Origin of the sequence: Streptomyces sp. 5-10 (assembly GCF_014712245.1) — a bacterium.
In the GTDB taxonomy this organism is placed as follows: Bacteria; Actinomycetota; Actinomycetes; order Streptomycetales; family Streptomycetaceae; genus Streptomyces; species Streptomyces violaceusniger.
Genome location: NZ_JACVYG010000015.1, coordinates 69,806 through 92,962 on the forward strand (window position 1 = coordinate 69,806; position 23,157 = coordinate 92,962).

A 23,157-nucleotide genomic window follows, 5' to 3' on the forward strand; every position below is an offset into this window, starting at 1 on the left:
CGCACCAGGGCGCCTCGCTACCGGGCAATCCTTGACTGACGCGGCACTGGCGAGCGGTTTGACCGGGGTGCGCCGCATACGCCCCGCGTCCAGCAAGTGGCCTGGCTTGTGCGGCGGCTTGACCGGGGTGCGCCCGCAGGTGGCCTCGTACGGAGGCGGGCCGACCCGGGGCGCGCCCGCTGCGTCCTGCGGCCTGCACGTGCTCTGCGGCCCGCATCACTGACCGCTGTGCGCCCGCGTAGCGGGCCCGGTTGCGCCGTCGGCGGCCTGCGTTCTGCCGGGCGTCGCGGCCTGATCGGCATGGCGGTGCCCCATGGCGGGCACCCGGGCACGGGCATGGCGCGTCAATGGCGCATCAGTGGCGCATCAGCGGAAAGGAGCCGCGTACCGTGAAGAGACCGCATGATCCTGGGGCGGATCCGGAGGATGAGGGGATTCCCGATCTGCAGGACGGGACGCCCGAGCAGCAGTGGGCCGAGGATCCTGAGCAGTTGCCCGTGGCCGGGGACGAGCCGACGATCGCCGAGTACCGGGACACCACGAGCGCGGAGACGCGTGAGCGGGAGTCGCTCGACGAGCGGTTGACGGACGAGGAGCCGGAGGCGGGGGAGCCGGTCGGCAGCGTGCCGGAACCGGCGGGGCTGCTGTACGACGAGCCGGACCCCGACCTCCCACGTGAGCAGGACGTCTACTCCCAGGAGGGCTCGACCAGCGGGCTCTCCGCCGAGGAGGAGGCGGTCCGGATCAAGAGCGATGAGCTCCGGGATGTGGACGATCTCTACGAGGAGGTCGACGACGAGGAGGTCATCGTGGATCCGGGACCGCCCTCCTGACGGGTCTGCCGGACGGTGTGTTCACGGGCGGGTCACGCGGTCGGGTTCCGGTCGACGTACTCGAAGATCGAGCCGTCGGGGTGGCGCGCCACCAGGGTGCGGCCCACGGGGGCGGGCAGCGGACCGGCGACGATCTGCCCGCCGACCGCCGTGAGATCGGCGATCGCCTCGTCCACGTCCTGCACCGCGATCGTCGCCGTGATCTTGCGGAGGATCGACATCTCCGACTCCGGCCCGCTCATCAGGAAGAAGCAGCCGACCGCCGCGACCGCGACGGGACCGCGCTGGAAGCGCACCGCCTCGGCTCCCGTCAGCTTCTCGTAGACGGCGATCGCCGAGTCCAGGTCGTCGACGCACACGCGGAGTGAAGTCCCCAGAATATCCATGTGGGCGAGCCTAGTTGAACTGCTCAGACGCGGCAGAGGATCTCACCGTGCAGGACGGCGAACCAACCGTCCGGGGCCTCGCCCCACGTCCGCCACGCCTCCGCGATCGACCGCAGCTCCTCCTCCGTGGCGTGGCCGCCGTCCACCGCGAGCCGGGCGTAGGAGGAGGCGACCGTGCGTTCCGCCCACAGACCGCTCCACCACGCCCGCTCCTCCTCGGTGGCGTAAGCCCACGCCGTGGCGGTCGAGGTAATGTCGGTGAACCCCGCCTCCAGGGCCCAGGAGCGCAGCCTGCGACCGGCGTCCGGCTCACCGCCGTTGGCCCGTGCGACCCGGCGGTAGAGGTCCAGCCAGCCGTCCAGTCCTGGGACGGACGGATACCAGGTCATGGTGGCGTAGTCGGAGTCGCGCACCGCCACGATGCCGCCCGGCGCGCACACCCGTCGCATCTCGCGCAGCGCCCCCACCGGGTCGCCGACGTGCTGCAGCACCTGATGGGCGTGGACCACGCAGAAGGAGTCGTCGGGGTGGTCCAGCGCGTGGACGTCGGCGACCGCGAAGGAGACGTTGGTCAGCCCGCGCTCGTCGGCCACCGCCCGGGCCCGCTCCAGGATGGCGCCCTCCGCGTCGACGCCCGTGACCTGCCCCTGGGGGACCAGCTCCGCCAGGTCCGCGGTGATGGTGCCGGGGCCGCAGCCGATGTCCAGGATCCGCATATGGGGCCGCAGATGGCCGGTCAGATACGCGGCGGAGTTGGCCGCCGTGCGCCAGGTGTGCGAGCGCAGCACCGACTCGTGGTGGCCGTGGGTGTAGACGGCGGTGTCCTTCGGCATGGCGGAACTCCCCCTTCGGGACCGGTGAACGGGTGGCTCCACCGTAGAAAACATCTCGCATCACGAGAAGAACCGTCTCGACATGCGAACGATCGGCATCGCGGCGAAGGGGCGGTGGGAGACGAACCCCACCGCCCCTTCGGGGGACCGTGATGCGGACCTTCGACGGACTGTGATGCGGAACGGTGATGCGGGAACCGTGTCGCGGCAATTCAGGGCGGCCCCGTCACATCGCCCCGGCTGATCACGCCCAGCGTGCGCCCCGCCTCGACCACCGGGAGCCGCCCCACCGCATGCCGCCGCATCAGCGCCAGCGCCTCGGCCACCTCCTCGTCCGGTCCGATCGTCACCGGATCCGGGGTGCATATGGCATGGCAGGTGACGGCGAGCGGGTCGACGCCCTCGGCGACCGCGCGGAGGGTGATGTCGCGGTCGGTGAGGACGCCGAGTACCTCCCCGTCGCTGGCGACCAGCACATCGCCGATGTCCTGTGCGCGCATCAGCTGAGCGGCCTCCACCAGCGAGGCGTCGGGGCGCACCCAGATCGCGGGCCGCGTCATGACCTCCCGCACGGGACGCGTCGGGTCGTGAGGTGGGTCGTGGGGCATCTGTCCACCTCCCCTTCGTGGGTTGACGTGCTGCCCGCAGTACCCAGGCGGGGCGGGACATATGCGCGACGATACGCGCCGTCCGCGATCCCTGAGCGATCCCCTACCTGCTCGGGCGCGGCCCTACGTGCTCGGGCGCAGCCCCAGCGCCGAGACCACCTCCTGCACCGTGTGGAACGTCCGGTCCGCGGGCAGTTCCTCGGCCAGAGCGATCAGCCCGTCCGGCGCGTGCCGGTCCTCCAGGACGCGCAGCAGCTCCTCACGATCGGCCGGGAACGACGTACGTCCCAGCCGGCGGGCGAACTCGAACCGCACCGCCTCGGCCTCACCGGTCGTCCCCCGCGCCGGGACCGGCCCCAGGGCGACGTCCGGGTCGTCGTCGGCGGCCGGCTCCGGGTCGTGCCACTCCTCGGCACGGGTCGGGTGCCCGGAGCGGATCAGCCCCTGGAGCTCGTGCTTCATCTCATCGTCCTTGTGGACGCTCAGCCGGTCGCTGCCTCGCTGCATGTCGGTCCCCTTCCTCAGCGGGTCCGTATGTCTCCGGGTCGGTCATCTCCCGGGATATGTCCATCGGCTCCCGGGACGGCCACTTCCGCTCCCGGGATGTTCAGTCCGCGCCGCCGTCCGCGCCGCCCTCGTACGGCCAGCGCAGCAGTGCGCCGAGGCCGCCCACCGGGATGTCGTCGCCGTTCGGCTCCCCCTCGGCCGGTGCCACCGTCAGCGCTTCGGCGCCGGTGGCCACGACCGAACGGATCAGCGCGTCGTCGGCGCGGGCCGGGAACGGCCGGGTGTCGCCCAGGTACTGGACATCGGTACGGCGCAATGCCAGCTGGTCGGGTTCGGTGCCCACCCATACCTCGCGGTACAGATCGGGCCCGTCCGGACGTATCAGCAACGAGCCTATGCGGTGCTCACGCGCCGCGTCGACCAGCGCCGGAACTCCCTCGGCGGCCTCCACGCGCCCGCCGGAGGGCATCCGGCCGGCCCGGAACCGCTCCAGCGCCTCCTCGCCGCGCTCATGGGCGTACCGGGCGCGCGCCTCGTCCAGCTCCTGGTCCAGCAGCCGGGCGGCGTGGCTGCCCGGCGGGGTGGAACCGGGGGCGCGGCCCCCGCGCGAGGTCTCCACCGCCGCCGAGCGCAGCTCCTTGGGCAGCCGCTCGTGGACCGCGCGCCGCTCGCGCGGGTCCCCGGCCAGCACCACCAGGTCCGCGCCGGTCTCCTTCTGGCAGGTGCCCAGCTCATCGGCGATCAGCGCCGCGTTCTGATCCCAGGTGTTCTCGGTCTTGAGCTGGAAGTGGCGCTCCGACCAGTCGGCGGTGGCGGTCCGGTGCACCGGCCACTGCCGGCCCTCCATGGAGCCGACCCGGTCGCCGCCGCGCGCGTCGCGCAGCTCGACGTCCGCGCCGGTGCGGTCGATGTACGCCACCAGGCAGGACGGGTCCTCGCCGGTCAGCTCCAGCAGCGGTCCCACATGCGGAAGCGCCGACCAGCACGGGGGCTCGCCCATCGGCGGCGGCGTCAGCAGCGGGGTGTCGAGGACCACCTCACCGGCCGTGGCGAAGACGGCCCACCCGGCCGGGCCGGCGGCGGGCGGCAGCGCGGTCAGCCTCTCGTACACCGCACGGCAGGTGGCCTGATCGGCGCCCTGCCCTTCCAGCCGGCGGCTCGCCTCGCGGGCGGCGCGTTCCTGCTCCTCGGCCGCGGACTCGTCGGGGTGCGAGGTGTCGAAGTAGACGCTGGCCCAGGGGCCCGGGCGGTCGTAGAGCGGTTGGAGATGTGCGAGTCGCATGTACTCCCTCCAGGTTTCGCGTCCCCCACGCGTACCCATGACGGCGGCATCGACACGAGGTCGTCGGGGTGATCGGGGCCGAGGTTCTCAGCCGATGTTTGGGGCTCGTGGGGGAGGGGGACCCGTCGATCGGCCGAGCGGCCCGTAGGGAGTGAGGAGCGGCGTCGGACGCGGGATATCAGGGGCCGGGTCCGGCGTCGTGCCCTGCGGAAACGCGGTTGCGCAACGCGTTGCGGAAACGCGCTGAAATGCCCTGCGGAAGTGCCCGCGTACCCGTGGTCTGTCCGTGTTGACGAGGACGGTGTGCGGACTGTTAACGAGGGTGGGGCACGGGTACCCGGCGGCACATGACTGATAAATCGGCCTATCCGAAGGCGGGCATCCCCTCGGCCGGTGACCTGGCGGAGCCGGTCGCACGGGCCGTCCGCGAAGAAGTCCGCCGGGAGCTGCGGGAGCAGTCCGGGCGGCGCGCGGTCCGCCTCTACGGTGGCGCGGCGGCGGCCGCGCTCTACGCGGGGGGTGCGCTGACGGCGTGCCTGGTGCTGCTGTTCGCGCTGGCGCTTCCGGGGTGGGCGGCGGCGCTGGTCGTCTTCGCGCTGTTGCTGGTGGTGGCGGGGTGGCTGAGGAACGCGGCGGGGCAGGGGGTGGGGTGGCGGTCCGGTGCGCCTTCTGGGCCGACCGCGCCCTCGGCGCCATCGGCCCCTTCGGGGCCCGCGGCTCCTCCTGGTCCCGGTGGTCCTGCCGGGCCTGCTGCTCCTCCCGGTCCCGGTGATTCTGCTGGGCCCGCTGCTCCTCCCGGTCCCGGTGATTCTGCTGGGCCCGCTGCTCCTCCCGGTCCCGGTGGTTCTGCTGGGCCCGCTGCTCCTCCTGGGACTTCTGGTGGTCCTGCCGGTCCTAGTAGTCCCGCCGGTCCCGCGGGTCCTGCCGGGCCCGGCGCGCCTCCGACGCCCCCGGGGACGCCGGGGCCCGGGGCGCCTCCTCAGCCCCCTCATCCTCCTCACACGGGGTGATCGCCCATGGCGGAGAATCCTCTGCTGGCCAGGCACGGCGAGGCGCTGGACCTCTTCACCGAACGGGTGCACGCGATCCGGCCCGATCAGTGGGACGACCCGACGCCCTGCACCGAGTGGACCGTACGCGACCTGGTGAACCATCTCGCGGTCGAGCAGATGTGGGTGCCGCCGCTGGTCCGGGAGGGGGCGAGCGTCGGCGACCAGAGCGATGTGCTGGAGGGCGATCTGCTGGGTGACGACCCTGTCGCCACATGGGACGTGGTGGCGGCCGCGGCGCGGGAGGCCTTCCGCGAGCCGGGGGCGCTCGACCGGACGGTCGACCTCTCGTACGGGGAGAGCCCCGCGACGCACTACTGCGCGCAGATGACGGCTGACGCGGCGGTGCACGCGTGGGATCTGGCCCGGGCGATCGGGGCGGATGAGCGCATTCCCAAGCCGCTGGTGGACTTTTCGGTGCGGGAGGTCGCGCCGTATGCGGCGGACTTGGAGGAGAGTGGGCTGTTTGCGGCGCCGGTTGAGCCGCCGGCGGGGGCGGATGCGCAGGCGCGGCTCCTGGCTCTGCTGGGGCGTGAGCCGTAGGCGGTTTCCCCACCCCGCCCCTTCCCGAAAGAGGGGGCTCCGCCCCCTCACCCCCACCGGGGCTCCGCCCCGAACCCCGCTCCTCAAACTCCCCCAGCTACCGCTGGGAGGTGCTTCCTGGAGGGGGCTGGATTGGTGGCACCGCCCGGGCGGCCACTACCCGGACGGGTCCCCAGACCGGACGCGCCGAACGCCACGTAACCCGCGCTCGAGTGCGCCCACGCGCGGGCGGGCCCCAGACACGCGCGAACGCGGCCCGGGCGTGCCGACTCACGGGGGACCGCAGGGTTGGACGTGCTTGCGTGGGGGCGAGGCCTGGCCCGGATGGGGCCCAACACGCGAGCGTGGCCCGGGCCTGGGCGTGCCGACTCACGGGGGACCGCAGGGCTGGACGTGCTTGCGTGGGGGGCGAGGCCTGGCCCGGATGGGGCCCAACACGCGAGCGTGGCCCGGGCCTGGGCGTGCCGACTCACGGGGGACCGCAGGGCTGGACGTGCTTGCGTGGGGGGCGAGGCCTGGCCCGGATGGGGCCCAACACGCGAGCGTGGCCCGGGCCTGGGCGTGCCGACTCACGGGGGACCGCAGGGCTGGACGTGCTTGCGTGGGGGGCGAGGCCTGGCCCGGATGGGGCCCAACACGCGAGCGTGGCCCGGGCCTGGGCGTGCCGACTCACGGGGGACCGCAGGGCTGGACGTGCTTGCGTGGGGGGCGAGGCCTGGCCCGGATGGGGCCCAACACGCGAGCGTGGCCCGGGCCTGGGCGTGCCGACTCACGGGGGACCGCAGGGCTGGACGTGCTTGCGTGGGGGGCGAGGCCTGGCCCGGATGGGGCCCAACACGCGAGCGTGGCCCGGGCCTGGGCGTGCCGACTCACGGGGGACCGCAGGGCTGGACGTGCTTGCGTGGGGGGCGAGGCCTGGCCCGGATGGGGCCCAACGCGCGAGCGTGGCCCGGGCCCGGGCGTACCGGAAACGAGCGAACGCGATCCGAGCTCGGGCGGGCCCACACGCGAGCGCGGCCCGGCCGGGCGTGCCCGAATGCGCGGACATGACCCCAATGCGGGTGTGCCCACGCGGCGGGCGGGGTCCCGCCCCGACGGCCCCGCCCGGGCAAGCCCTGCCGTCCCCGACGGCCCCCGCGCGCGAGCGCTGCCCGGGCCCACCCGTGCTAACGGCCCGGGCCCACCCCTACCAACGACCCGGACCGACACGTACCAACGGCCCGGGCCACCCGTACCAACGACCCAGACCGACACGTGTCAACGGCCTGGACTCACCCGTGTCAACAGCCCGGGCGCTCCCCACCCGTGCCCACGACCCTGGCGCCGCCCACCCGTACCAACAGCCCGGGCGCCGCCCACCCGTGCCCACGGCCCGGGCGCCGCCCACCCGTGCCCACGGCCCGGGCGCCGCCCACCCGCGCCCACGGCCCGGGCCCACCCGTGCCAACGGGTGGGGGGTTGCGGGCGGAGGCGAACTCCGCCCGCAACCCCCCACCCGCATATCGGCCCACCGCGCCCCGCGGAATTCAGCAGCGGATTCGTGGGCGGTCCCAGTGGCGGTGGGCGGCTATGGCTTCGGTGAAGGCTTGGGTGAATTCCTCGCTCGCCGCACCCGTCGTGGTGTCCGTGACGACGCCGCGGTCGGTGCAGACGTGGCCGTGGCCGGAGGCGATGTGGAGGCCCTCCGGGTCCAGGGAGGAGAGGATGCCGACGCCGGAGCCGAGGGCCGCGATGGGTTTGCCGTGGCGGTAGGCGTCACGGACGAAGCGCATGGCCTCGCTGTCGGAGGCCAGGCCGGGGGTGCCGGTGGGGCCGCCGGGAAGGAGGACGGCGTCGTAGAGGACGGAGGCGACCGTGGGGAGGGCGCGGTCCACCGCGTAGCCGTTGCCGTCGGCGCCGAGCACCTTGCCGTCGTGCGGGGCGAGGGCCTCGACGACGGCGCCCTGGGCGGTGAGGGCCTCCTGGGCCTGGGTGAGCTGGCCGGTGTCCACGCCGTCCATGACCAGTACCGCGATCTGGCGGGTGCGGATCGAGCCGTCGCCCTGGAGGTTGTCCAGGCTCAGGGCGGGTGAGGCCTGCGGCTTGTGGTTGTTGGCGCCCGGCTCCGGCAGTGCCACGCCGATGCCCTGGGCCACCTGCGAGGCCAGGTCGTAGTCGACGTGGGCCAGTTGCTCGACCGTGCGCTCCCGTACGTGCACCGCGCCGACCTTGCCCAGCTCGAAGCGGAAGGCGTCCACGATGTGGCGCTTCTCCCAGTCGCTCATGCTGTTCCAGAACAGCGCGGCCTGGCTGTAGAAGTCCTTGAAGGACTCGCTCCGCTTGCGGATCTTGTGGCCGTCGACCCGCTCCGCGTAGTGGGAGAAGGCATAGCCGTCCGCCCCCGCGAGGGCCGGGCAGCCGCCGCCGAGGGAGTTGGGGGAGTAGTTGGTGCCGCGGTGGATCGCGGTCTGGTGGTAGCCGTCCCGGTGGTTGGTCCGGGCCGGGGCGACCGGCTGGTTGACCGGGAGCTGCGAGAAGTTGGGGCCGCCCAGCCGGATCAGCTGGGTGTCCAGGTACGAGAAGTTCCGGGCCTGGAGCAGCGGGTCATTGGTGAAGTCGATCCCGGGGACCACGTTCGCGGTGTGGAAGGCCACCTGCTCGGTCTCCGCGAAGAAGTTGTCCGGGTTGCGGTTCAGGACCATGTGGCCGATCGGCCGCACCGGCACCTGCTCCTCCGGAATGATCTTCGTGGCGTCGAGCAGATCGACGTCGAAGTTGAACTCGTCCTCCTCCGGGATCAGCTGCACCCCCAGTTCGTACTCGGGGTACTGACCCGCCTCGATCGCCTCCCACAGATCGCGCCGGTTGAAGTCCGGGTCGCGGCCCTGGCACTCCTGCGCCTCGTCCCACACCAGCGAGTGGACGCCCAGCTTCGGCTTCCAGTGGAACTTCACGAAGGTGCCGCGGCCCTGGGCGTCCACGAAGCGGAAGGTGTGCACCCCGAAGCCCTGCATCATCCGGTAGCTACGCGGAATCGCCCGGTCCGACATCAGCCACATCATCATGTGCATGGTCTCGGGCTGGAGCGAGACGAAGTCCCACAGGGTGTCATGGGCGGAGGCGCCGGTCGGGATGTCGTTCTGCGGCTCCGGCTTGAGCGCGTGCACGAAGTCGGGGAACTTGATCCCGTCCTGGATGAAGAAGACCGGCATGTTGTTGCCGACCAGGTCGTAGTTGCCCTCCGAGGTGTAGAACTTCGTCGCGAAGCCCCGCACGTCCCGCACCGTGTCCGCCGAGCCCCGGGGCCCCTGCACGGTGGAGAACCGCACGAAGACCGGGGTGCGCACGGACGGGTCCTGGAGGAAGGCGGCGCGGGTGAACTCCGCGCAGGACTCGTACGGCTCGAAGTAGCCGTACGCGCCCGCGCCCCGCGCGTGCACCACCCGCTCCGGGATGCGCTCATGGTCGAAATGGGTCAGCTTCTCGCGGAAGTGGAAGTCCTCCATCAGGGTCGGGCCGCGTTCGCCCACGGTGAGGGCGTCATCGGTGTGGTCGACGGCCACGCCCTGGTCGGTGGTCAGCGGCCCCTCGGCGGGGTCGGGCGCGCGGTACCTGTCGCGCTGCCGCTCCTTGCGGTCCTCCGTCATCGTGCCGATCCCTTCGTCGTCTTCGCGAACTCCTCCAGGAACGCCTCGCGGAACGCCTTGAGATCATCCGGCTTACGGCTGGTGATCAGGGTGTTGGGGCCGCCGGTGCAGACCTTGACCTGCTCGTCCACCCATGTCCCGCCGGCGTTGGTGATGTCGGTGCGCAGACTCGGCCAGGAGGTGAGGGTGCGGCCGCGTACGACGTCGGCCTCCACCAGCGTCCAGGGGGCGTGGCAGATCGCGGCCACCGGCTTGCCCGCGTCGAAGAAGCCCCCGGCGAAGGCGACCGCCTTGTCGTCCAGGCGCAGGAAGTCGGGGTTGGCCACCCCGCCGGGCAGCACCAGGGCGTCGTACTCCTCGACCGTCGCGTCCTTCACGACCTGGTCGACCTCGAAGGTGTCCGCCTTGTCGAGGTGGTTGAACGCCTGGATGCGGCCGGGCTTGGTGGACACCAGACGGGGAGTGCCCCCGGCGTCCCGGACCGCCTGCCAGGGGTCGGTCAGCTCGACCTGTTCCACGCCTTCCGGGGCGACGAGAAAGGCGACCTTCATTGCTGCTCACGTCCTTCCGGTCTCTTCCGGTCCGGGTATCGCATCCGTCCGGTGCGGGGGTCCCGCATCCGTCCGGTGCGGCGGGTAGCCAGCGCGGACGGGGTCGAAACGGGAACATCAGGTGCATCAGTCGTCGTCCGACGTCTTCTTCCGGTGCGGCAGGAACTCCTGCACCTTCGCCTTCAGGCCCTGGCGGACCATGCCCGCCCGGTCCGCGTCGCCCTTGATGATCGACTCGGCCGTGGCCTCCATCTGCTCCCAGGTGGCGTGCGGCGGGATCGGGGGGACGTCCGGGTCGGTGAGGAACTCCACGACCACCGGTCCTTCCGCGCTCAGCGCCTCGCGCCACGCCCCCTCGACCTGCTCGGGCTTCTCCACCCGGATGCCGGTCATGCCGAGCGATTCGGCGAACCGCGCGTAGGAGACATCGGGGATCGCCTGCGAGGGCAGGAACTGCGGCGCCCCGCCCATCGCCCGCATCTCCCAGGTGACCTGGTTGAGGTCCTGGTTGTTCCAGATGGCGATCACCAGCCGGGGGTCCTCCCACAGCTGGCGGTACTTGGCCACGGTGATCAGCTCCGCCAGGCCGTTCATCTGCATCGCGCCGTCCCCGACCAGCGCCACCGCGGGCCGGTCCGGACGGGCGAACTTGGCGCCGATCGCGTACGGCACCCCGCAGCCCATCGTGGCCAGCGTGCCCGACAGGGAGCCGCGCATCTCGCCGCGCATCCGCACATGGCGGGCGTACCAGTTGGCGACGGAGCCGGAGTCGCAGGTGACGATGGAGTCCGAGGGCAGCAGCGGGTCCAGGCAGTGGGCCACGTACTCGGGGTTGATCGGGTCGGCGGACACCTCCGCGCGGGCGCCCATCACCTCGCGCCAGCGCCGTACGCCCGCGACGATCTCCTCCTGCCAGTCCCGCGCCTCCTTGCGCTCCAGCAGCGGCAGCAGCCGCAGCAGGGTCTCGCGCGCGTCGCCGACCAGGTTGACCTCGTACGGATAGCGCATCCCGATCATGTGCGGATCGAGATCGATCTGGACCCCGCGCGCCTTGCCGAACTCCGGCAGGAACTGGCTGTACGGAAAGCTGGAGCCGATGGTCAGCAGGGTGTCGCAGTCCCGCATCAGCTCGTACGAGGGACGGGTGCCCAGCAGCCCGGTGGAGCCGGTGACATAGGGCAGTTCATCGCTGAGCACATCCAGGCCGAGCAGCGCCTTGGCCACCCCGGCGCCGAGGGTCTCGGCGGCCCGCTGGACCTCCTTGCGCGCCCCGGCCGCGCCCTGGCCGACCAGGATCGCCACCCGCTCGCCCGCGTTCAGCACCTCCGCGGCCCGCTCCACCGCGCTGCTGGAGGGCACCGCGGACCAGCCGCTGCGGTCCAGGCTGGAGGGCACCATCTTGAAGTCATGGGTGGGCGCCGAGTAGTCGAGGTCCTGCACATCCGCCGGGATGATCACGGCGGTGGGGGCGCGGCGGGCGTAGGCGGTGCGGATGGCCCGGTCCAGGACGTTGGGCAGCTGCTCGGGGACGGTGACCGTCTCCAGGAAGTCGGAGGCCACGTCCTTGAAGAGGCTGTGCAGATCCACCTCCTGCTGGTACGAGCCGCCCATCGCGCTGCGGTGGGTCTGGCCGACCAGCGCCACCACCGGGACGTGGTCCATCTTGGCGTCGTACAGGCCGTTCAGCAGGTGGATCGCGCCGGGGCCCGAGGTGGCCGCGCAGACGCCGAGGCGGCCGCTGAACTTGGCGTAGCCGACGGCCTGGAACGCGGCCATCTCCTCGTGCCGGGCCTGGATGAACCGGGGCTCGTTCTCGGCCCGCCCCCATGCGGCGAGCAGGCCGTTGATTCCATCCCCCGGGTAGCCGAACACATGCTCGACACCCCACTCCGATAGTCGGGCGAGGATGTAGTCGGCCACTTTCATGCTCATGGTGGGTCATCGCTCCTCTCGGCGATCGCTCTTCCCGGTGATCGCTGTCAGCCGGCCGCTCTCGGTGACCGCTGTCAGCCGGCCACCTGCGGCAGCACCTTGGTGCGGTAGAAGTCGAAGAAGCCGCGCTGGTCGGGGCCGATCTGATTGACGTAGACGGTGTCGAACCCGGCCTCCGCGTACGCGTTCAGCGCGGCCACGTGCGCGTCCGCGTCATCCCCGCAGACCACTTCATCGGCCACCCGCTCGGGGGTGACGAGCTGGGCGGCCTGCTCGAACTGGCCCGGGCTGGTCAGCGTCGACAGCAGCTCACCGGGCAGCGCCTCGGTCGGCCACAGCCGGTGGGCGGTGCGCAGCGCCTCGTCGGGGTCCGGGCCGTAAGCCACCTTCAGGCCGCCGCGGGCCGGTTTGCTGTTGCCCCCGGCGCCGCTGCCGCGCCGGAACCGCGCCACCAGCTCCGCGTCCGGGGTCATGGTGATGAAGCCGTCGCCGACCCGTCCGGCCAGCGCGGCGGCGGCCGATCCGAAGGCTGCGATGTCGATGGGCACCGGCTCCTCGGGCACGGTGTACAGCCGCGCGTTCTCCACCGTGTAGTGCTTGCCGTGATGGGTGACGCGGCGCCCCTCGAACAGCTGGCGCATCACCATCACGGCCTCCTCCAGCATCTCCAGCCGGATCGGCGCGGGGGGCCAGCGGTCGCCCAGTACGTGCTCGTTCAGCGCCTCGCCGCTGCCCACCCCCAGCCGGAAGCGGCCCTCCAGGAGCACCGCGCTGGTCGCGGCGGCCTGGGCCACGATGGCCGGGTGGATACGCATGGTGGGGCAGGTCACCGCGGTCTGCACGGGCAGGCTGGTGGCGTGCGCGAGGGCGCCGATCACCGACCAGACGAAGGAGCTCTGGCCCTGGGCGGCGTTCCAGGGGTGGTAGTGGTCCGAGATCCACAAATGACTGAAACCTGCCTGCTCCGCCATCCGGGCCTGCTCGACGAGGTCCGCGGGCCCGTGTTCTTCGGCGGCCAGGAAGTAGCCGTACTCGGTCATGGGGCCCTCCTCGAGCGCGGATGCCGGCAGATGCGACGGGTAACCGGGGCCCGGGGAAGGAAACCTCGTTTGATACGGCCCGGGGCGGGCACGCGCGACTAAAGCGCTTCGGACCGGAGGCACGCCACGGAGCGGCCCCGCTGCCAGAGGCGTGACCACCGGATCACCCTTTTCGTCCGGTTCCGCCTCCGTGGTGAGAGCGACGACAGCTCAAGGGAGATACGGCGTATGACGTCCGTACGAGCACATCTCCGAGCACACCCCAGGCATCCGCACGACGACGCCCCGGACACCTCCGCGGAGTTCCGCCGGATCGCCGACCGGCTCGGCATCTCCCAGACGCGGGTCTCCCGCCTGCTCGGCGACACCTGCGCCCGCCTGGGCGGGCAGGCAGGCTCCGGTGCCGCCTGAGCGGGTGCGAGCTCACGCCCCGGGGGCCGGGGCGCGCTCGGCCGTGTGCTCCATGGCCAGGGCGACATGGCGGGCGATCCGGTCCGCCACCCCCGCCTCCGCCATCTCGAAGGCCCCGCGCCCGCCCGTACGGAAGAGCGTGAGCGCCCCCAGGACCGGGCCCGCGCCGGAGCGCAGGGGCATGCACAGCAGCGAGGTGACCTCCTCCCGCACCAGCACCGGAGCGCCCGTCGCGTCCCGGCCGAAGGCCTCGGCGTCGACCGGGCTCACCCGCAGCGCGGAGGCCCCGTCGTACAGCGCGTCCACCACCAGGGGGCAGTCGGCCGGATCCTGCTCGGCCAGGGGCGCCGTACGGTCGCCCACCTCCTCCCGCGGGCCGAGCGCCAGCACCCGGCGCGGGTTGCCGGGACCGGCCTCCGGGGCCAGGTCGGCGATCACCCAGTCCGCGAACCGGCCGTGCAGCACCTCCGCGGCCGCGGCCAGCACCGCCTCCGGGCCGCCCCCGGCCGGGGCCGCCCTCAGCAGCGCCGCCGCCGTGTCGTCCACCAGGTCCAGCAGCTCGGCATGGCGGGACACCTCGCCCAGGTCCGGCCGCGACTCCTGGGGCCACCCACCGGCCGCCCCCTCGCCCGCCGACGGGGCGGCCATCCCGGGCTGGAACGCCGCCAGCACCGCCGGATGCGGCTCGCCCGGCGGCCGCAGCGCGGCCAGGGTCACCCGCACCTCACCGTGGACGGGCGGCTGCGACAGCCACACCGTCAGGCTGCGGTCGCCCTCGCCGCGCGCGACCGCGGCGACCTGCGAGCGCAGCGCCGCCTGCCCGTCGCGCCGCAGCGCCGCGGTGAGCGGGCGACCGGTGGCGTATCCGGCCCGGGTGTGGAACAACTGGGTGGCGGTGAAGTTCATGCGCCGCACCACGGCATCGCGGTCCAGCAGTACCGTGGCGATCGGCAGCCGCTGGAACAGTGCCCGCAGCAGCTGCTGCTCCTGCGGGTCGCCCCGGCCGCCGCCGGGGCTCCAGGACGAGGCGGCCGCCAGCTCCTCGTACTGAGGCCACAGCACATCCACCACATGCTGGAGCTCGAAGAGAGCGGCGTCCAGCAGAGACGGCCGCTCCTGCGGCGGCAGTGCCCGCGCGGTGCGCAGCTCCTCAACCCGTTTGCGGAAGTCGATGAGTTCCGCACCAAACTCCTGTGCGCTTGGCATGGGCTCACAGTAGCCTGACCGGCCGCGTAGGGCCGCATGGGCGGTGTTTTCCACTCAAGGATGTGGAGACCCGAAAAAATCGGGGTCCCGGAAGGACGGGGCCGGACAGTACATCGCACCGGAGCGAAAGGAGTGAACTCGGCGATGCCCGACCGCACGCACATCCGCGCGGCCTTCCAGACCGACGCACCCTCCCTCGGGCGCAACCTGGCCGAACTCGCGGAGCAGGCCGCCGCGGGCACGCCCGACAGCTGCGGTGCCACCGCCACCGCCGTACTCGACGAGGAGTCCCCCGGCGCCGTGGACGCCGACCGGACCACGGCGGCCACCCACCCCGACCTGTCCGCCCTGGTGTCGGTCCAGCTGAGCGCCGGGGAGGGCCCGATCCTCGCGGCGCTGGACACCGGCCGCCCGGCGGGCGCCGACGATCTGCTCCACGACGACCGCTGGCCGCGCTACCGGGCCCGGGCGCTGGACGCGGGCGTACGGTCCTCCGCCTCCCTGCCCTTCGCCTGCGACGGGCTCACCGTCACCGTCTCGGTCTACGGGCTGCGCCCGGGGCCCCTGAGGAGGGCCGCCCAGGGCGCCACCGGGCTGCTCGGCGACCTGGCCACCGAGAGCATGGCCCGCGACCGGCTCTACCGCGCCGCCCTGGTCCAGGTCGACCAGCTGGACACGGCGCTGCGCAGCCGGCCGGTGGTGGACCAGGCGTGCGGAATCGTCATGTACGTCCTGGGCTGCGACCCGGACCAGGCGTTCGACCTGCTGCGCCGGCTCTCCCAGCGGACCAACCGCAAGCTGGCGGAGCTCGCCGAGACCGTGGTGCGCACCCGCGGCCGCGGCCTGGAGCGTGACCTCATCGCGTTCGGCCGGTCAGCAGCTCCCGAACCCGATCGGCCAGCGTCCGGCCCGGACCGGGACCCTCCGGGCTGACCGGGGGCACGCTGTGCACGGCGGCCGTCGCCTCGCCGACCCGCAGGCCCAGCGCCATCCGCTCCTCGGGGGTGAGCCGCTCCCGCAGCTCGGGGAAGACCAGGTCCTCCTCGCCGCGGATGTGCATGGACACCACGTCCATCAGCTCCCGGACCAGCGGGTCGAACCGCTGGTCCCGGGGGTCCACGGCGTCCAGGTCGGACAGGATCCGCTCGGCCTCGGTCAGCTCCTCGATCTCCTCGTCGGCGATCCGGTCGCCGTTCGGCAGCGCCTTGCGGACCGTGGGGTACAGATGGACCTCCTCGGCCACGGAGTGCCGCACCACCTCCACCGTCATCCGGTCGACCAGCTGCCGCCGCTGCTCGGGGTCGGTGGCGGCGCGGTAGCCCTCGAAGAGATGGCGCACCGCGCGGTGGTCCGCGGTGAGCAGGTCCACCACATCGTGTTGTTCCGGCATCGCTGTCATGGCGCCCGGGTCCCCCGGGCCCCTTCCGCGAAACGGCGCCGGAGATCTGCGAAGGTGGACATACGTGGGCGGTGACGCGCCGGACACGGACGGAGGTCCCGATACGGACGGAGGTCCGGACACGGGCAGAGGTCCGGACACGGGCAGAGGTCCGGACACGGGCAGAGGTCCGGACACGGGCAGAGGTCCGGACACGGGCGGAGGTGTGGACGGAATGCAGCGGCAGTGGACCGCCCCGGCGCCGGCGGACCGGGACGACGGCGGACTGCCGGTCCTCCCGGAGCTGCTCGACAGCTTCGTCGCGGCGGCCGGCCACACCGCGCCGGAGCCGGTCGGCGGCTCGCCGGGGCTGCGCTCGGCGGCCTGCGGCTACTGGTCGCGGCGCGGGCTGTGGACCGACCCTGAGCACGTCGTGGTCGCCCCCGGCGCCGAACCGCTGCTGCTGGCGCTGCTCGCCTCGGCCCCCGGCGGCGATGTGCTGCTGCCCCGCCCCTGCGCCGCCTGGTACGCGCCGCTGGTGCGACTGGTGGACCGGCGCGCCCACCACGCGCCCGTCCCGGCCGAATCCGGTGGGCTGCCCGATCCGTTCGCCCTGCTGGAGATCGTCCGCAGGATCCGCGCCGAGGGCGGGGTGCCCCGGGTCCTGCTGCTGTCGGCGGCCGACGACCCCACCGGCACCGTGGCCCCGCCCGAGCTGCTGCACGAGGTGTGCGAGGCGGCCGTGGCCGAGGGGCTGCTGATCGTCAGCGACGAGACCTGGCGGGACACCGTCCACCATCCGCGGGGCACGGTGCTGCTCAGCCCCGCCGAGATGTCCCCCGAGAACGTGATCGTGCTCTCCGATCTGGCGGGTGCCTTCACCCCGGCGGGCTGGCCCGCCGCGATCGCCCGGTTCCCGGCCACCGAGCGCGGGGCGGAGCTGCGCGGCCGGGTGCTGTCGCTGCTCACCGCCGTACGGTCCGGGCTGCCCGCGCCCACCGCGGCGGCCGCCGCGTACGCCCTCGGCGAGCCCGAGCCGGTCCGGGACCGGATGGCCGCGGCGGCCCGGGCGCACGGGGCCGTGGCCGCGGCCGCCTACCGCGCGCTGACCGCCGTCGGGGCACTGGCCCGCCCGCCGCAGGCCGGCCGGCACCTCTACGCCGATCTGGACGAGCTGCGCGGGGTGCTCGCGGCCCGTGGCATCACCGACTCGGTGGAGCTGGAGCGCGAGCTGGTGCGGCGGATCGGCCGGAGTGTGGCCGGGGGCCACCGCTTCGGCGACCCCCCGCACACCCTGCGGCTCCGGCTGGCGACCCTGCCGCTGCTCGGCGCGGCGGAGGAGTCGCGGCTACGGGCGCTCCAGACGCCGGATCCGCTGGAACTGCCCCATGTGGCCACGGCGTTGGGCGCCTTCGAGGCGGCCTTCCGCGACCTGATCGAAAGCAGTCCGGTGACCTGAGCCGCCCCGGACCCCCATGGCGCGCCGGCACCGAAGGACCGGCCCGGACACGGCCCAGACACGGAAGGGAGCCAGGCCATGACCGACCACGCCGAGCAGGCGGAACCGGCGGAGCCGGCGGAACCGGCCGGGCGGCGTCGCGCTCGGCCCGGCGCCGTCGCCCGCCACCGCCTGGCCCCGTCCGCCCCCGAGCCGACCGCCGTCGAGCCGACCGCCGTCGAGCCGACCGCCGTCGAGCCGGGCGCCCCCGAGCCGGGCGCCCCCGGACAAGCTGCCCTCGGGCCGACCGGTCCTGCGCCGACCGGCCCCGAGCCCACCGGCCCCGAACCCGTCGTCCCCGAGCCGGGCGCCCCGCGTCCCCCGGGGGAGATCCGCAGCTGGCCGCCGTCGTTCGCCGACCGGCTCACCTCCCCGCTGCCGGGGGTGCGGGCGCTGGCCCGGCTGGCCCGGGAGGGACGGCTCAGACCGCCCGTGGAGTCCCTGCGCGAGATCCCCGAGCTGCCCTTCGAACCGGGGCCGCTGCCGCTCATCGGCCCCGGCCGGACCGCGCTCACCTGGGCCGGGCACGCCAGTTGGGTGGTGCGGATCGGCGGGCTCACCGTGCTCACCGACCCGGTCTGGGCCCGCAAGATCCTCGGCACCCCGGCCCGGGTCACGCCGGTGGGGGTCCGCTGGGAGGACCTGCCGCCCGTGGACGCGGTCGTCATCAGCCACAACCACTACGACCACCTGGACGCGCCCACGGTCAAACGGCTGCCGAAGGGGACGCCGGTCTTCGTGCCCGCCGGGCTCGCCCGCTGGTTCCGGGCGCGCGGATTCACCCGGGTGACCGAGCTGGACTGGTGGGAGGCGGCCGAACTGCCCGGCGAGGACGGCCCGGTCCGCTTCGACTTCGTCCCGGCCCACCACTGGAGCAAGCGCACCCTCACCGACACCTGCCGCTCGCTGTGGGGCGGATGGGTCATCACCGCGCCCGACGGACAGCGGGTGTACTTCGCCGGGGACACCGGCTACGGCCACTGGTTCCAGCGGATCGGCCGCCGCTACCCGGGCATCGATGTGGCGCTGCTGCCCATCGGCGCGTACGAGCCGCGCTGGATGCTGGACGGGGTGCACACCGATCCGGAGGAGGCCGTACGGGCGCATCTGGACCTGGGGGCGCGGGTGCTGGCGCCCATGCACTGGTCCACCTTCCTGCTCTCGGCCGAGCCGCCCCTGGAGCCGCTGCGCCGGATCCGCGCGGCCTGGGAGGCCACCGGGCGTCCGCGCGAGGAGCTGTGGGATCTGCCGGTCGGGGCATCCCGGGTACTCGAATAGGCCCGCGTCGCGGTCGTGGGGGAGCGCGCGGGGGTCGGTCGGCCCGTCCGCCGCGAGCCGGGCGCCCGCCACCGCCGAGAGCGCGGCCCCCGCGCGGGGCGGCCCCGCCGCGCCCATCCCGGTACCGACCTCCGGCCGGGCCATAAGGCAGCCAAGTGGGTTAATCCAGTGCATAAGTGACGAGTGGAACATAAGTGGCGAGCGGTGCGGAGCGCACCTAACTTCCTTTTCATGCGCACACCTAAACTTCGCCACCTCGCCGGCCTCACGGCGGTCCTCGTCATCGAACTCGCCCAGCTCCCCGGAGCCCACGCCGCCCCCGCCGACCAGGCCGCGACCCGCCATGTGGTCCAGCCCGGCCAGTCCATCCAGGCCGCCGTGGACGCCGCCGAGCCCGGCGACACCATCGAGATCCGGCCCGGCACCTACCGGGAGAACATCCAGATCACCACCGACCGGCTGACCCTGATCGGCGCGGGCGAGTCCACCGTGCTCTCCCCGGCCGCGAAGCCGTCGGCCAACGCCTGTGGCGAGGCCGGGCACGGCATCTGCGTCACCGGGACGGCCGAAGACCCCGTCTCGGATGTCCGGATCGCCTCACTGAAGGTCACCGGCTTCGCCAAGAACGGCATCTGGGGCTCCGGCACCGACCGGATGACCGTACGGAACACCACCACCGAGGACAACGGCCAGCAGGGCATGGGCCAGGAGATGTCCACTCGCGGCACCTTCGTCGACAACGTCTCGCGCGACAACAAGCAGTCCGGCGTCTTCCTGGCCAACACCATCGACGCCGAGGGCGGCGCCACCGACGCCCTGGGCACCCTGGTGGCCGGGAACCGGCTCAGCGGCAACCGGACCGGTGTCGTCGTCCGCCGGCTGCGCGACCTCTCGGTCGAGGGGAACACCATCACCGCCAACTGCGCCGGCGTGTTCATCGTCGGCGACGAGTCGACCCCGCGCGCCGGGGACCTGAACGTCCGCAACAACACCGTCTACGAGAACAACGCCTACTGCGCGGCCACCGACCGGCTCCCCTTCATCCAGGGCGCCGGCATCGTGCTCACCGGCGCCGAGTCCACCCGGGTGACGGGCAACCAGGTGAGCGACAACGTGGGCACCTCGCCCATGTCCGGCGGGATCGTGCTCTACACCAGCGTCGTCGGCGCCCCCAACGCCAAGAACGCCATCAGCCGCAACGTGATGAGCGGCAACAAGCCCGCCGACCTCGCCGACCGCGACAACGGCCCCGACAACACCTTCACCGACAACGTCTGTGAGCTGTCCGCGCCCACGGGCCGGTGCTGAGAGGTGGCGACATGACCACTGTGGACACCACCCCCGCGGCCGCGGCGCAGCCCCCACCGGGCGCGCTCCCGCCGCCCATGCGGCTGCGCGAGATCGTCTTCGGCGCCGCACGGGCGGCCTCGGTGCGCGCCGCGGTCCGGCTGCGGATCGCCGACGCGCTGGGCGACCGGCCCGCCTCCATCGGCGAGCTGGCCTCCGCCGTGGACGTCGAGCCCGACCCGCTGCGCCGGCTGCTGCGCTCCCTGGCCTGCTGTCAGATCTTCGCCGAGACCGACGACGGCCGCTTCCGGCACACCGAGATGTCCCGGCTGCTGCGCGAGGACACCCCGGGCAGCCTGCGGAACATCGCCCTGTGGTGCACCGAGCCGTGGACCTGGGAGGCGTGGCCGCTGCTTGACCGGGCGGTGCGCACCGGCGGCTGTGTCGTCAACGAGATCTACGGCAAGGACTTCTTCGCCTATCTCCACGAGGACGCGCCCGAGTCGGCCCGGGTGTTCGACGCCGCGATGACCACCTCCAGCCGGCAGTCCGCCGCCGACGTCGCCGCCTTCCTCGACCTCGACGGGGTCAAGGAGGTGGTGGACATCGGCGGCGGCCAGGGGCATGTGCTGGCCAGCCTGCTGGAGAAGCACCCGGCGCTGCACGGCGCGCTGCTGGACCTGCCGCAGGTGGTGGCGCACGCCGATCCGCGGCTGCGGGACGGCGGGGCGCTGGCCTCACGGGCCACGCTCGTGCCCGGCGACTGCCGGCGCGAGGTCCCCGTCGAGGCCGACCTCTACATCATCAAGAACATCCTCGAATGGGACGACGAGAGCACCCGCCGGACACTCGCCAACGTGGTCGCGGCGGCGCGGCCCGGCGCCAGGGTGGTCGTCATCGAGAACCTCGTCGACAACAGCCCGTCCTCCTTCACCACGGCGATGGACCTGTTCCTGCTGCTCAATGTGGGCGGCCGGAAGCACACCCAGGAGAGCATGGTGGCGCGGATGACCGAGGCCGGTCTGAACGTGACCGACATCCGGCCCGTCAACGGCGCTCTGCACGCTTTCGACTCCACGGTGGGGGTGCCCGGCGCACCGTGACGCCTGCGGGAGGCTGTCCCCCTCCCCACCCCTTCCCAAATCCGGGGCTCCGCCCCGGCCCCCGGCCCGGGGCTCCGCCCCAGCCCCCGGCCCGGGGCTCCGCCCCGGCCCCCGGCCCGGGGCTCCGCCCCAGCCCCCGGCCCGGGGCTCCGCCCCAGCCCCCGGCCGGGGGTTCTGCCCCGGCCCCCGGGGCCGGGGCTCTGCCTCAGACCCCGGGGCCGGGGGTTCTGCCTCAGACCCCGGGGCCGGGGGTTCTGCCTCAGCCCCCGGGGCCGGGGCTCTGCCTCAGACCCCGGGGCCGGGGGTTCTGCCTCAGACCCCGGGGCCGGGGGTTCTGCCTCAGACCCCGGGGCCGGGGGTTCTGCCTCAGCCCCCGGGGCCGGGGTTCCGCCCCAGACCCCGGGGCCGGGGCACTGCCCCAGCCCTGGGACCGGGGCTTCGCCTCAGACCCTGACCGGGGTTCTGCCTCAGACCCCCGGGCCGGGGTTCTGCCTCAGACCTCGGGGCCGGGACTTCGCCCTAGACCTCGGGGCCGGGGTTCTGCCTCAGACCCCGGGCCGGGGTTCCGCCTCAGACCCCGGGCCGGGGTTCCGCCTCAGACCCCGGGGCCGGGGCTCTGCCTCAGCCCCCGGGGCCGGGGTTCTGCCTCAGCCCCCCGGGCCGGGGTCCTGCCCCAGCCCCCGGGGCCGGGGTTCCGCCCCAGCCCCCGGGGCCGGGGTTCCGCCCCAGCCCCCGGGGCCGGGGTTCTGCCTCAGACCCCGGGCCGGGGTTCCGCCTCAGCCCCCGGGGCCGGGGTTCTGCCCCAGCCCCCGGGGCCGGGGCTTCGCCCTAGACCTCGGGGCCGGGGTTCCGCCTCAGCCCTCGGGGCCGGGGCTCTGCCCCAGACCTCGGGACCGGGGTTCCGCCTTTCCCCGCGGCATTGATATGCCGCTCCGCCGCGCGGTTGGGGCTCCGCCCCGGATCCTGGGGTCTGGGGCGGAGCCCCAGTTGAGGGAAGGGGCGGGGAGGGGAAAGCACAAACACCACGGTGCCCGCGTCGTCCGTCCTCGACGACGCGGGCACCGCTCGGTTTGTCGCGTCAGCTGTACCGGTACGAGGACAGGTGCGCGAACACCACCACATTCGCCGTGTAGTCCTTGGCCGTGTGGTCATAGACCCCGCCGCAGGTGATCAGCCGCAGCTGGGCGTTGGGGGTGTCCCCGTACACCTGCTCATCCGGGAAGGCGTTCTTCTTGAACGTCTTGATCTTGTCGACCACGAAGGTCGCGACGATCCCGTCCTCGCGCGTGATGGCCACCTTGCTCCTCGGCTTGAGCTGGCTGAGGGGGTAGAACACCGCCGGGCCGACCTTGGTGTCCACATGCCCGGCCACGATGGCGTTGCCGCGCTCACCGGGCGAGGGGCCGCCCTCGTACCAGCCCACCAGGTTCTGGTCGGTGTCCGGGGGCGGGACCAGCACGCCCGCGGCGTCCAGCGACAGCGGGATGAAGGGCGCGCTCACGCCGATCGAGGGGATGTCCAGATGGGAGGCGGGGGAGCGCGGCAGCGCGGGCCCCGGGCGGGACTCGGGGGCGGTCGTCGACTCCGGGGAATCCGCGTACTGGTCCTCGTTGGAGGTGTCGCTCTCCGGTTCGGAGACGGACGCGGGTGAGCTGGCCGCGGGCCGGGCCGACGGCGTGTTCTGAGAGGCGGCGTCGACGGAATTGTAGATGAGGAATACGCCGATGAGGGCCGACGCGGCGGCCCAGCGGAGAGTTCGGGTGTTGCCATCGGCAGCGCCCTGCTTGGCCGGCTTTCCCATGGGGG

Annotated in this window: 21 protein-coding genes; 9 read left to right on the plus strand and 12 right to left on the minus strand. The window is 73.4% G+C overall.

Annotation, left to right across the window (positions count from 1 at the left end):
* Positions 1–389: 389 nt before the first annotated feature.
* Positions 390–833 (plus strand): hypothetical protein, encoded by a 444-nt coding sequence (locus IEJ02_RS19000; RefSeq protein WP_191065967.1) that lies wholly within the window; start codon positions 390–392, stop codon positions 831–833.
* Between the two features lie 32 nt (positions 834–865).
* Here IEJ02_RS19000 and IEJ02_RS19005 read toward each other — a convergent pair whose 3' ends face one another.
* The 5 genes from IEJ02_RS19005 to IEJ02_RS19025 all read right to left on the minus strand — a co-directional run bounded on the left by IEJ02_RS19005 (position 866) and on the right by IEJ02_RS19025 (position 4,449).
* Positions 866–1,219 carry a VOC family protein gene (locus IEJ02_RS19005; RefSeq protein ID WP_137980058.1) on the minus strand — a complete coding sequence of 118 codons (354 nt, stop codon included), beginning with the start codon at positions 1,217–1,219 and terminating at the stop codon, positions 866–868.
* Between the two features lie 23 nt (positions 1,220–1,242).
* Positions 1,243–2,052, minus strand: a complete 810-nt coding sequence (locus tag IEJ02_RS19010) for a class I SAM-dependent methyltransferase (protein WP_191065968.1) — start codon at positions 2,050–2,052, stop codon at positions 1,243–1,245.
* A 212-nt stretch (positions 2,053–2,264) separates the two neighbouring features.
* Entirely contained in the window at positions 2,265–2,612 is a 348-nt protein-coding gene (locus IEJ02_RS19015; RefSeq protein WP_223864064.1) for a CBS domain-containing protein, read from the minus strand.
* A 171-nt stretch (positions 2,613–2,783) separates the two neighbouring features.
* On the minus strand, positions 2,784–3,167 hold the full coding sequence (locus IEJ02_RS19020; RefSeq protein WP_137980061.1) for a DUF2795 domain-containing protein: 384 nt from the start codon (positions 3,165–3,167) through the stop codon (positions 2,784–2,786).
* Positions 3,168–3,267: 100 nt separating this feature from the next.
* Positions 3,268–4,449 (minus strand): baeRF2 domain-containing protein, encoded by a 1,182-nt coding sequence (locus tag IEJ02_RS19025; RefSeq protein ID WP_191065970.1) that lies wholly within the window; start codon positions 4,447–4,449, stop codon positions 3,268–3,270.
* Between the two features lie 347 nt (positions 4,450–4,796).
* Between IEJ02_RS19025 and IEJ02_RS50780 the strand changes: the two genes are divergently transcribed.
* On the plus strand, positions 4,797–5,459 hold the full coding sequence (locus IEJ02_RS50780) for a phage holin family protein (protein ID WP_191065971.1): 663 nt from the start codon (positions 4,797–4,799) through the stop codon (positions 5,457–5,459).
* A gap of 6 nt (positions 5,460–5,465) precedes the next feature.
* A complete protein-coding gene (locus IEJ02_RS19035; RefSeq protein WP_191065972.1) occupies positions 5,466–6,041 on the plus strand; it encodes a TIGR03086 family metal-binding protein in 576 nt (191 codons plus the stop codon).
* Positions 6,042–7,567: 1,526 nt separating this feature from the next.
* On the opposite strand, the gene IEJ02_RS19040 is transcribed toward IEJ02_RS19035, so the two are convergent.
* From IEJ02_RS19040 to IEJ02_RS19055, 4 genes are all read right to left on the minus strand, one after another.
* Positions 7,568–9,667, minus strand: a complete 2,100-nt coding sequence (locus IEJ02_RS19040) for a catalase (RefSeq protein ID WP_191065973.1) — start codon at positions 9,665–9,667, stop codon at positions 7,568–7,570.
* A complete protein-coding gene (locus IEJ02_RS19045) occupies positions 9,664–10,218 on the minus strand; it encodes a type 1 glutamine amidotransferase domain-containing protein (protein ID WP_191065974.1) in 555 nt (184 codons plus the stop codon). Before IEJ02_RS19045 ends, IEJ02_RS19040 begins: the two co-directional genes overlap by 4 nt.
* Positions 10,219–10,344: 126 nt before the next feature.
* A complete protein-coding gene (locus IEJ02_RS19050; protein ID WP_191065975.1) occupies positions 10,345–12,150 on the minus strand; it encodes a thiamine pyrophosphate-requiring protein in 1,806 nt (601 codons plus the stop codon).
* 74 nt (positions 12,151–12,224) lie between these two features.
* Positions 12,225–13,190 (minus strand): TIGR03557 family F420-dependent LLM class oxidoreductase, encoded by a 966-nt coding sequence (locus IEJ02_RS19055; RefSeq protein ID WP_191065976.1) that lies wholly within the window; start codon positions 13,188–13,190, stop codon positions 12,225–12,227.
* A gap of 228 nt (positions 13,191–13,418) precedes the next feature.
* On the opposite strand from IEJ02_RS19055, the gene IEJ02_RS48645 reads away from it, so the two are divergent.
* Positions 13,419–13,601 (plus strand): hypothetical protein, encoded by a 183-nt coding sequence (locus IEJ02_RS48645; RefSeq protein WP_223864065.1) that lies wholly within the window; start codon positions 13,419–13,421, stop codon positions 13,599–13,601.
* Between the two features lie 12 nt (positions 13,602–13,613).
* Here IEJ02_RS48645 and IEJ02_RS19065 read toward each other — a convergent pair whose 3' ends face one another.
* On the minus strand, positions 13,614–14,807 hold the full coding sequence (locus tag IEJ02_RS19065) for a PAS domain-containing protein (RefSeq protein WP_191065977.1): 1,194 nt from the start codon (positions 14,805–14,807) through the stop codon (positions 13,614–13,616).
* Between the two features lie 144 nt (positions 14,808–14,951).
* Between IEJ02_RS19065 and IEJ02_RS19070 the strand changes: the two genes are divergently transcribed.
* Positions 14,952–15,740 carry an ANTAR domain-containing response regulator gene (locus IEJ02_RS19070; RefSeq protein ID WP_191065978.1) on the plus strand — a complete coding sequence of 263 codons (789 nt, stop codon included), beginning with the start codon at positions 14,952–14,954 and terminating at the stop codon, positions 15,738–15,740.
* Here the strand turns inward: IEJ02_RS19070 and IEJ02_RS19075 are convergent.
* Positions 15,664–16,206 carry a hemerythrin domain-containing protein gene (locus IEJ02_RS19075; RefSeq protein WP_191065979.1) on the minus strand — a complete coding sequence of 181 codons (543 nt, stop codon included), beginning with the start codon at positions 16,204–16,206 and terminating at the stop codon, positions 15,664–15,666. The genes IEJ02_RS19070 and IEJ02_RS19075 overlap by 77 nt on opposite strands.
* 214 nt (positions 16,207–16,420) lie before the next feature.
* Here IEJ02_RS19075 and IEJ02_RS19080 point away from each other — a divergent pair, with 214 nt between their 5' ends.
* The 4 genes from IEJ02_RS19080 to IEJ02_RS19095 all read left to right on the plus strand — a co-directional run bounded on the left by IEJ02_RS19080 (position 16,421) and on the right by IEJ02_RS19095 (position 21,351).
* Positions 16,421–17,644, plus strand: a complete 1,224-nt coding sequence (locus tag IEJ02_RS19080; protein WP_191065980.1) for an aminotransferase class I/II-fold pyridoxal phosphate-dependent enzyme — start codon at positions 16,421–16,423, stop codon at positions 17,642–17,644.
* 78 nt (positions 17,645–17,722) lie between these two features.
* Entirely contained in the window at positions 17,723–18,961 is a 1,239-nt protein-coding gene (locus IEJ02_RS19085) for an MBL fold metallo-hydrolase (protein WP_223864066.1), read from the plus strand.
* A gap of 231 nt (positions 18,962–19,192) precedes the next feature.
* Positions 19,193–20,269, plus strand: coding sequence for a right-handed parallel beta-helix repeat-containing protein (locus tag IEJ02_RS19090; RefSeq protein WP_191065981.1), 1,077 nt, complete (start codon positions 19,193–19,195; stop codon positions 20,267–20,269).
* An 11-nt stretch (positions 20,270–20,280) separates the two neighbouring features.
* Positions 20,281–21,351 (plus strand): methyltransferase, encoded by a 1,071-nt coding sequence (locus IEJ02_RS19095; RefSeq protein ID WP_191065982.1) that lies wholly within the window; start codon positions 20,281–20,283, stop codon positions 21,349–21,351.
* 1,078 nt (positions 21,352–22,429) lie between these two features.
* Here IEJ02_RS19095 and IEJ02_RS19100 read toward each other — a convergent pair.
* Positions 22,430–23,152, minus strand: a complete 723-nt coding sequence (locus tag IEJ02_RS19100) for a class F sortase (RefSeq protein ID WP_191065983.1) — start codon at positions 23,150–23,152, stop codon at positions 22,430–22,432.
* Between the last annotated feature and the right edge of the window lie 5 nt (positions 23,153–23,157).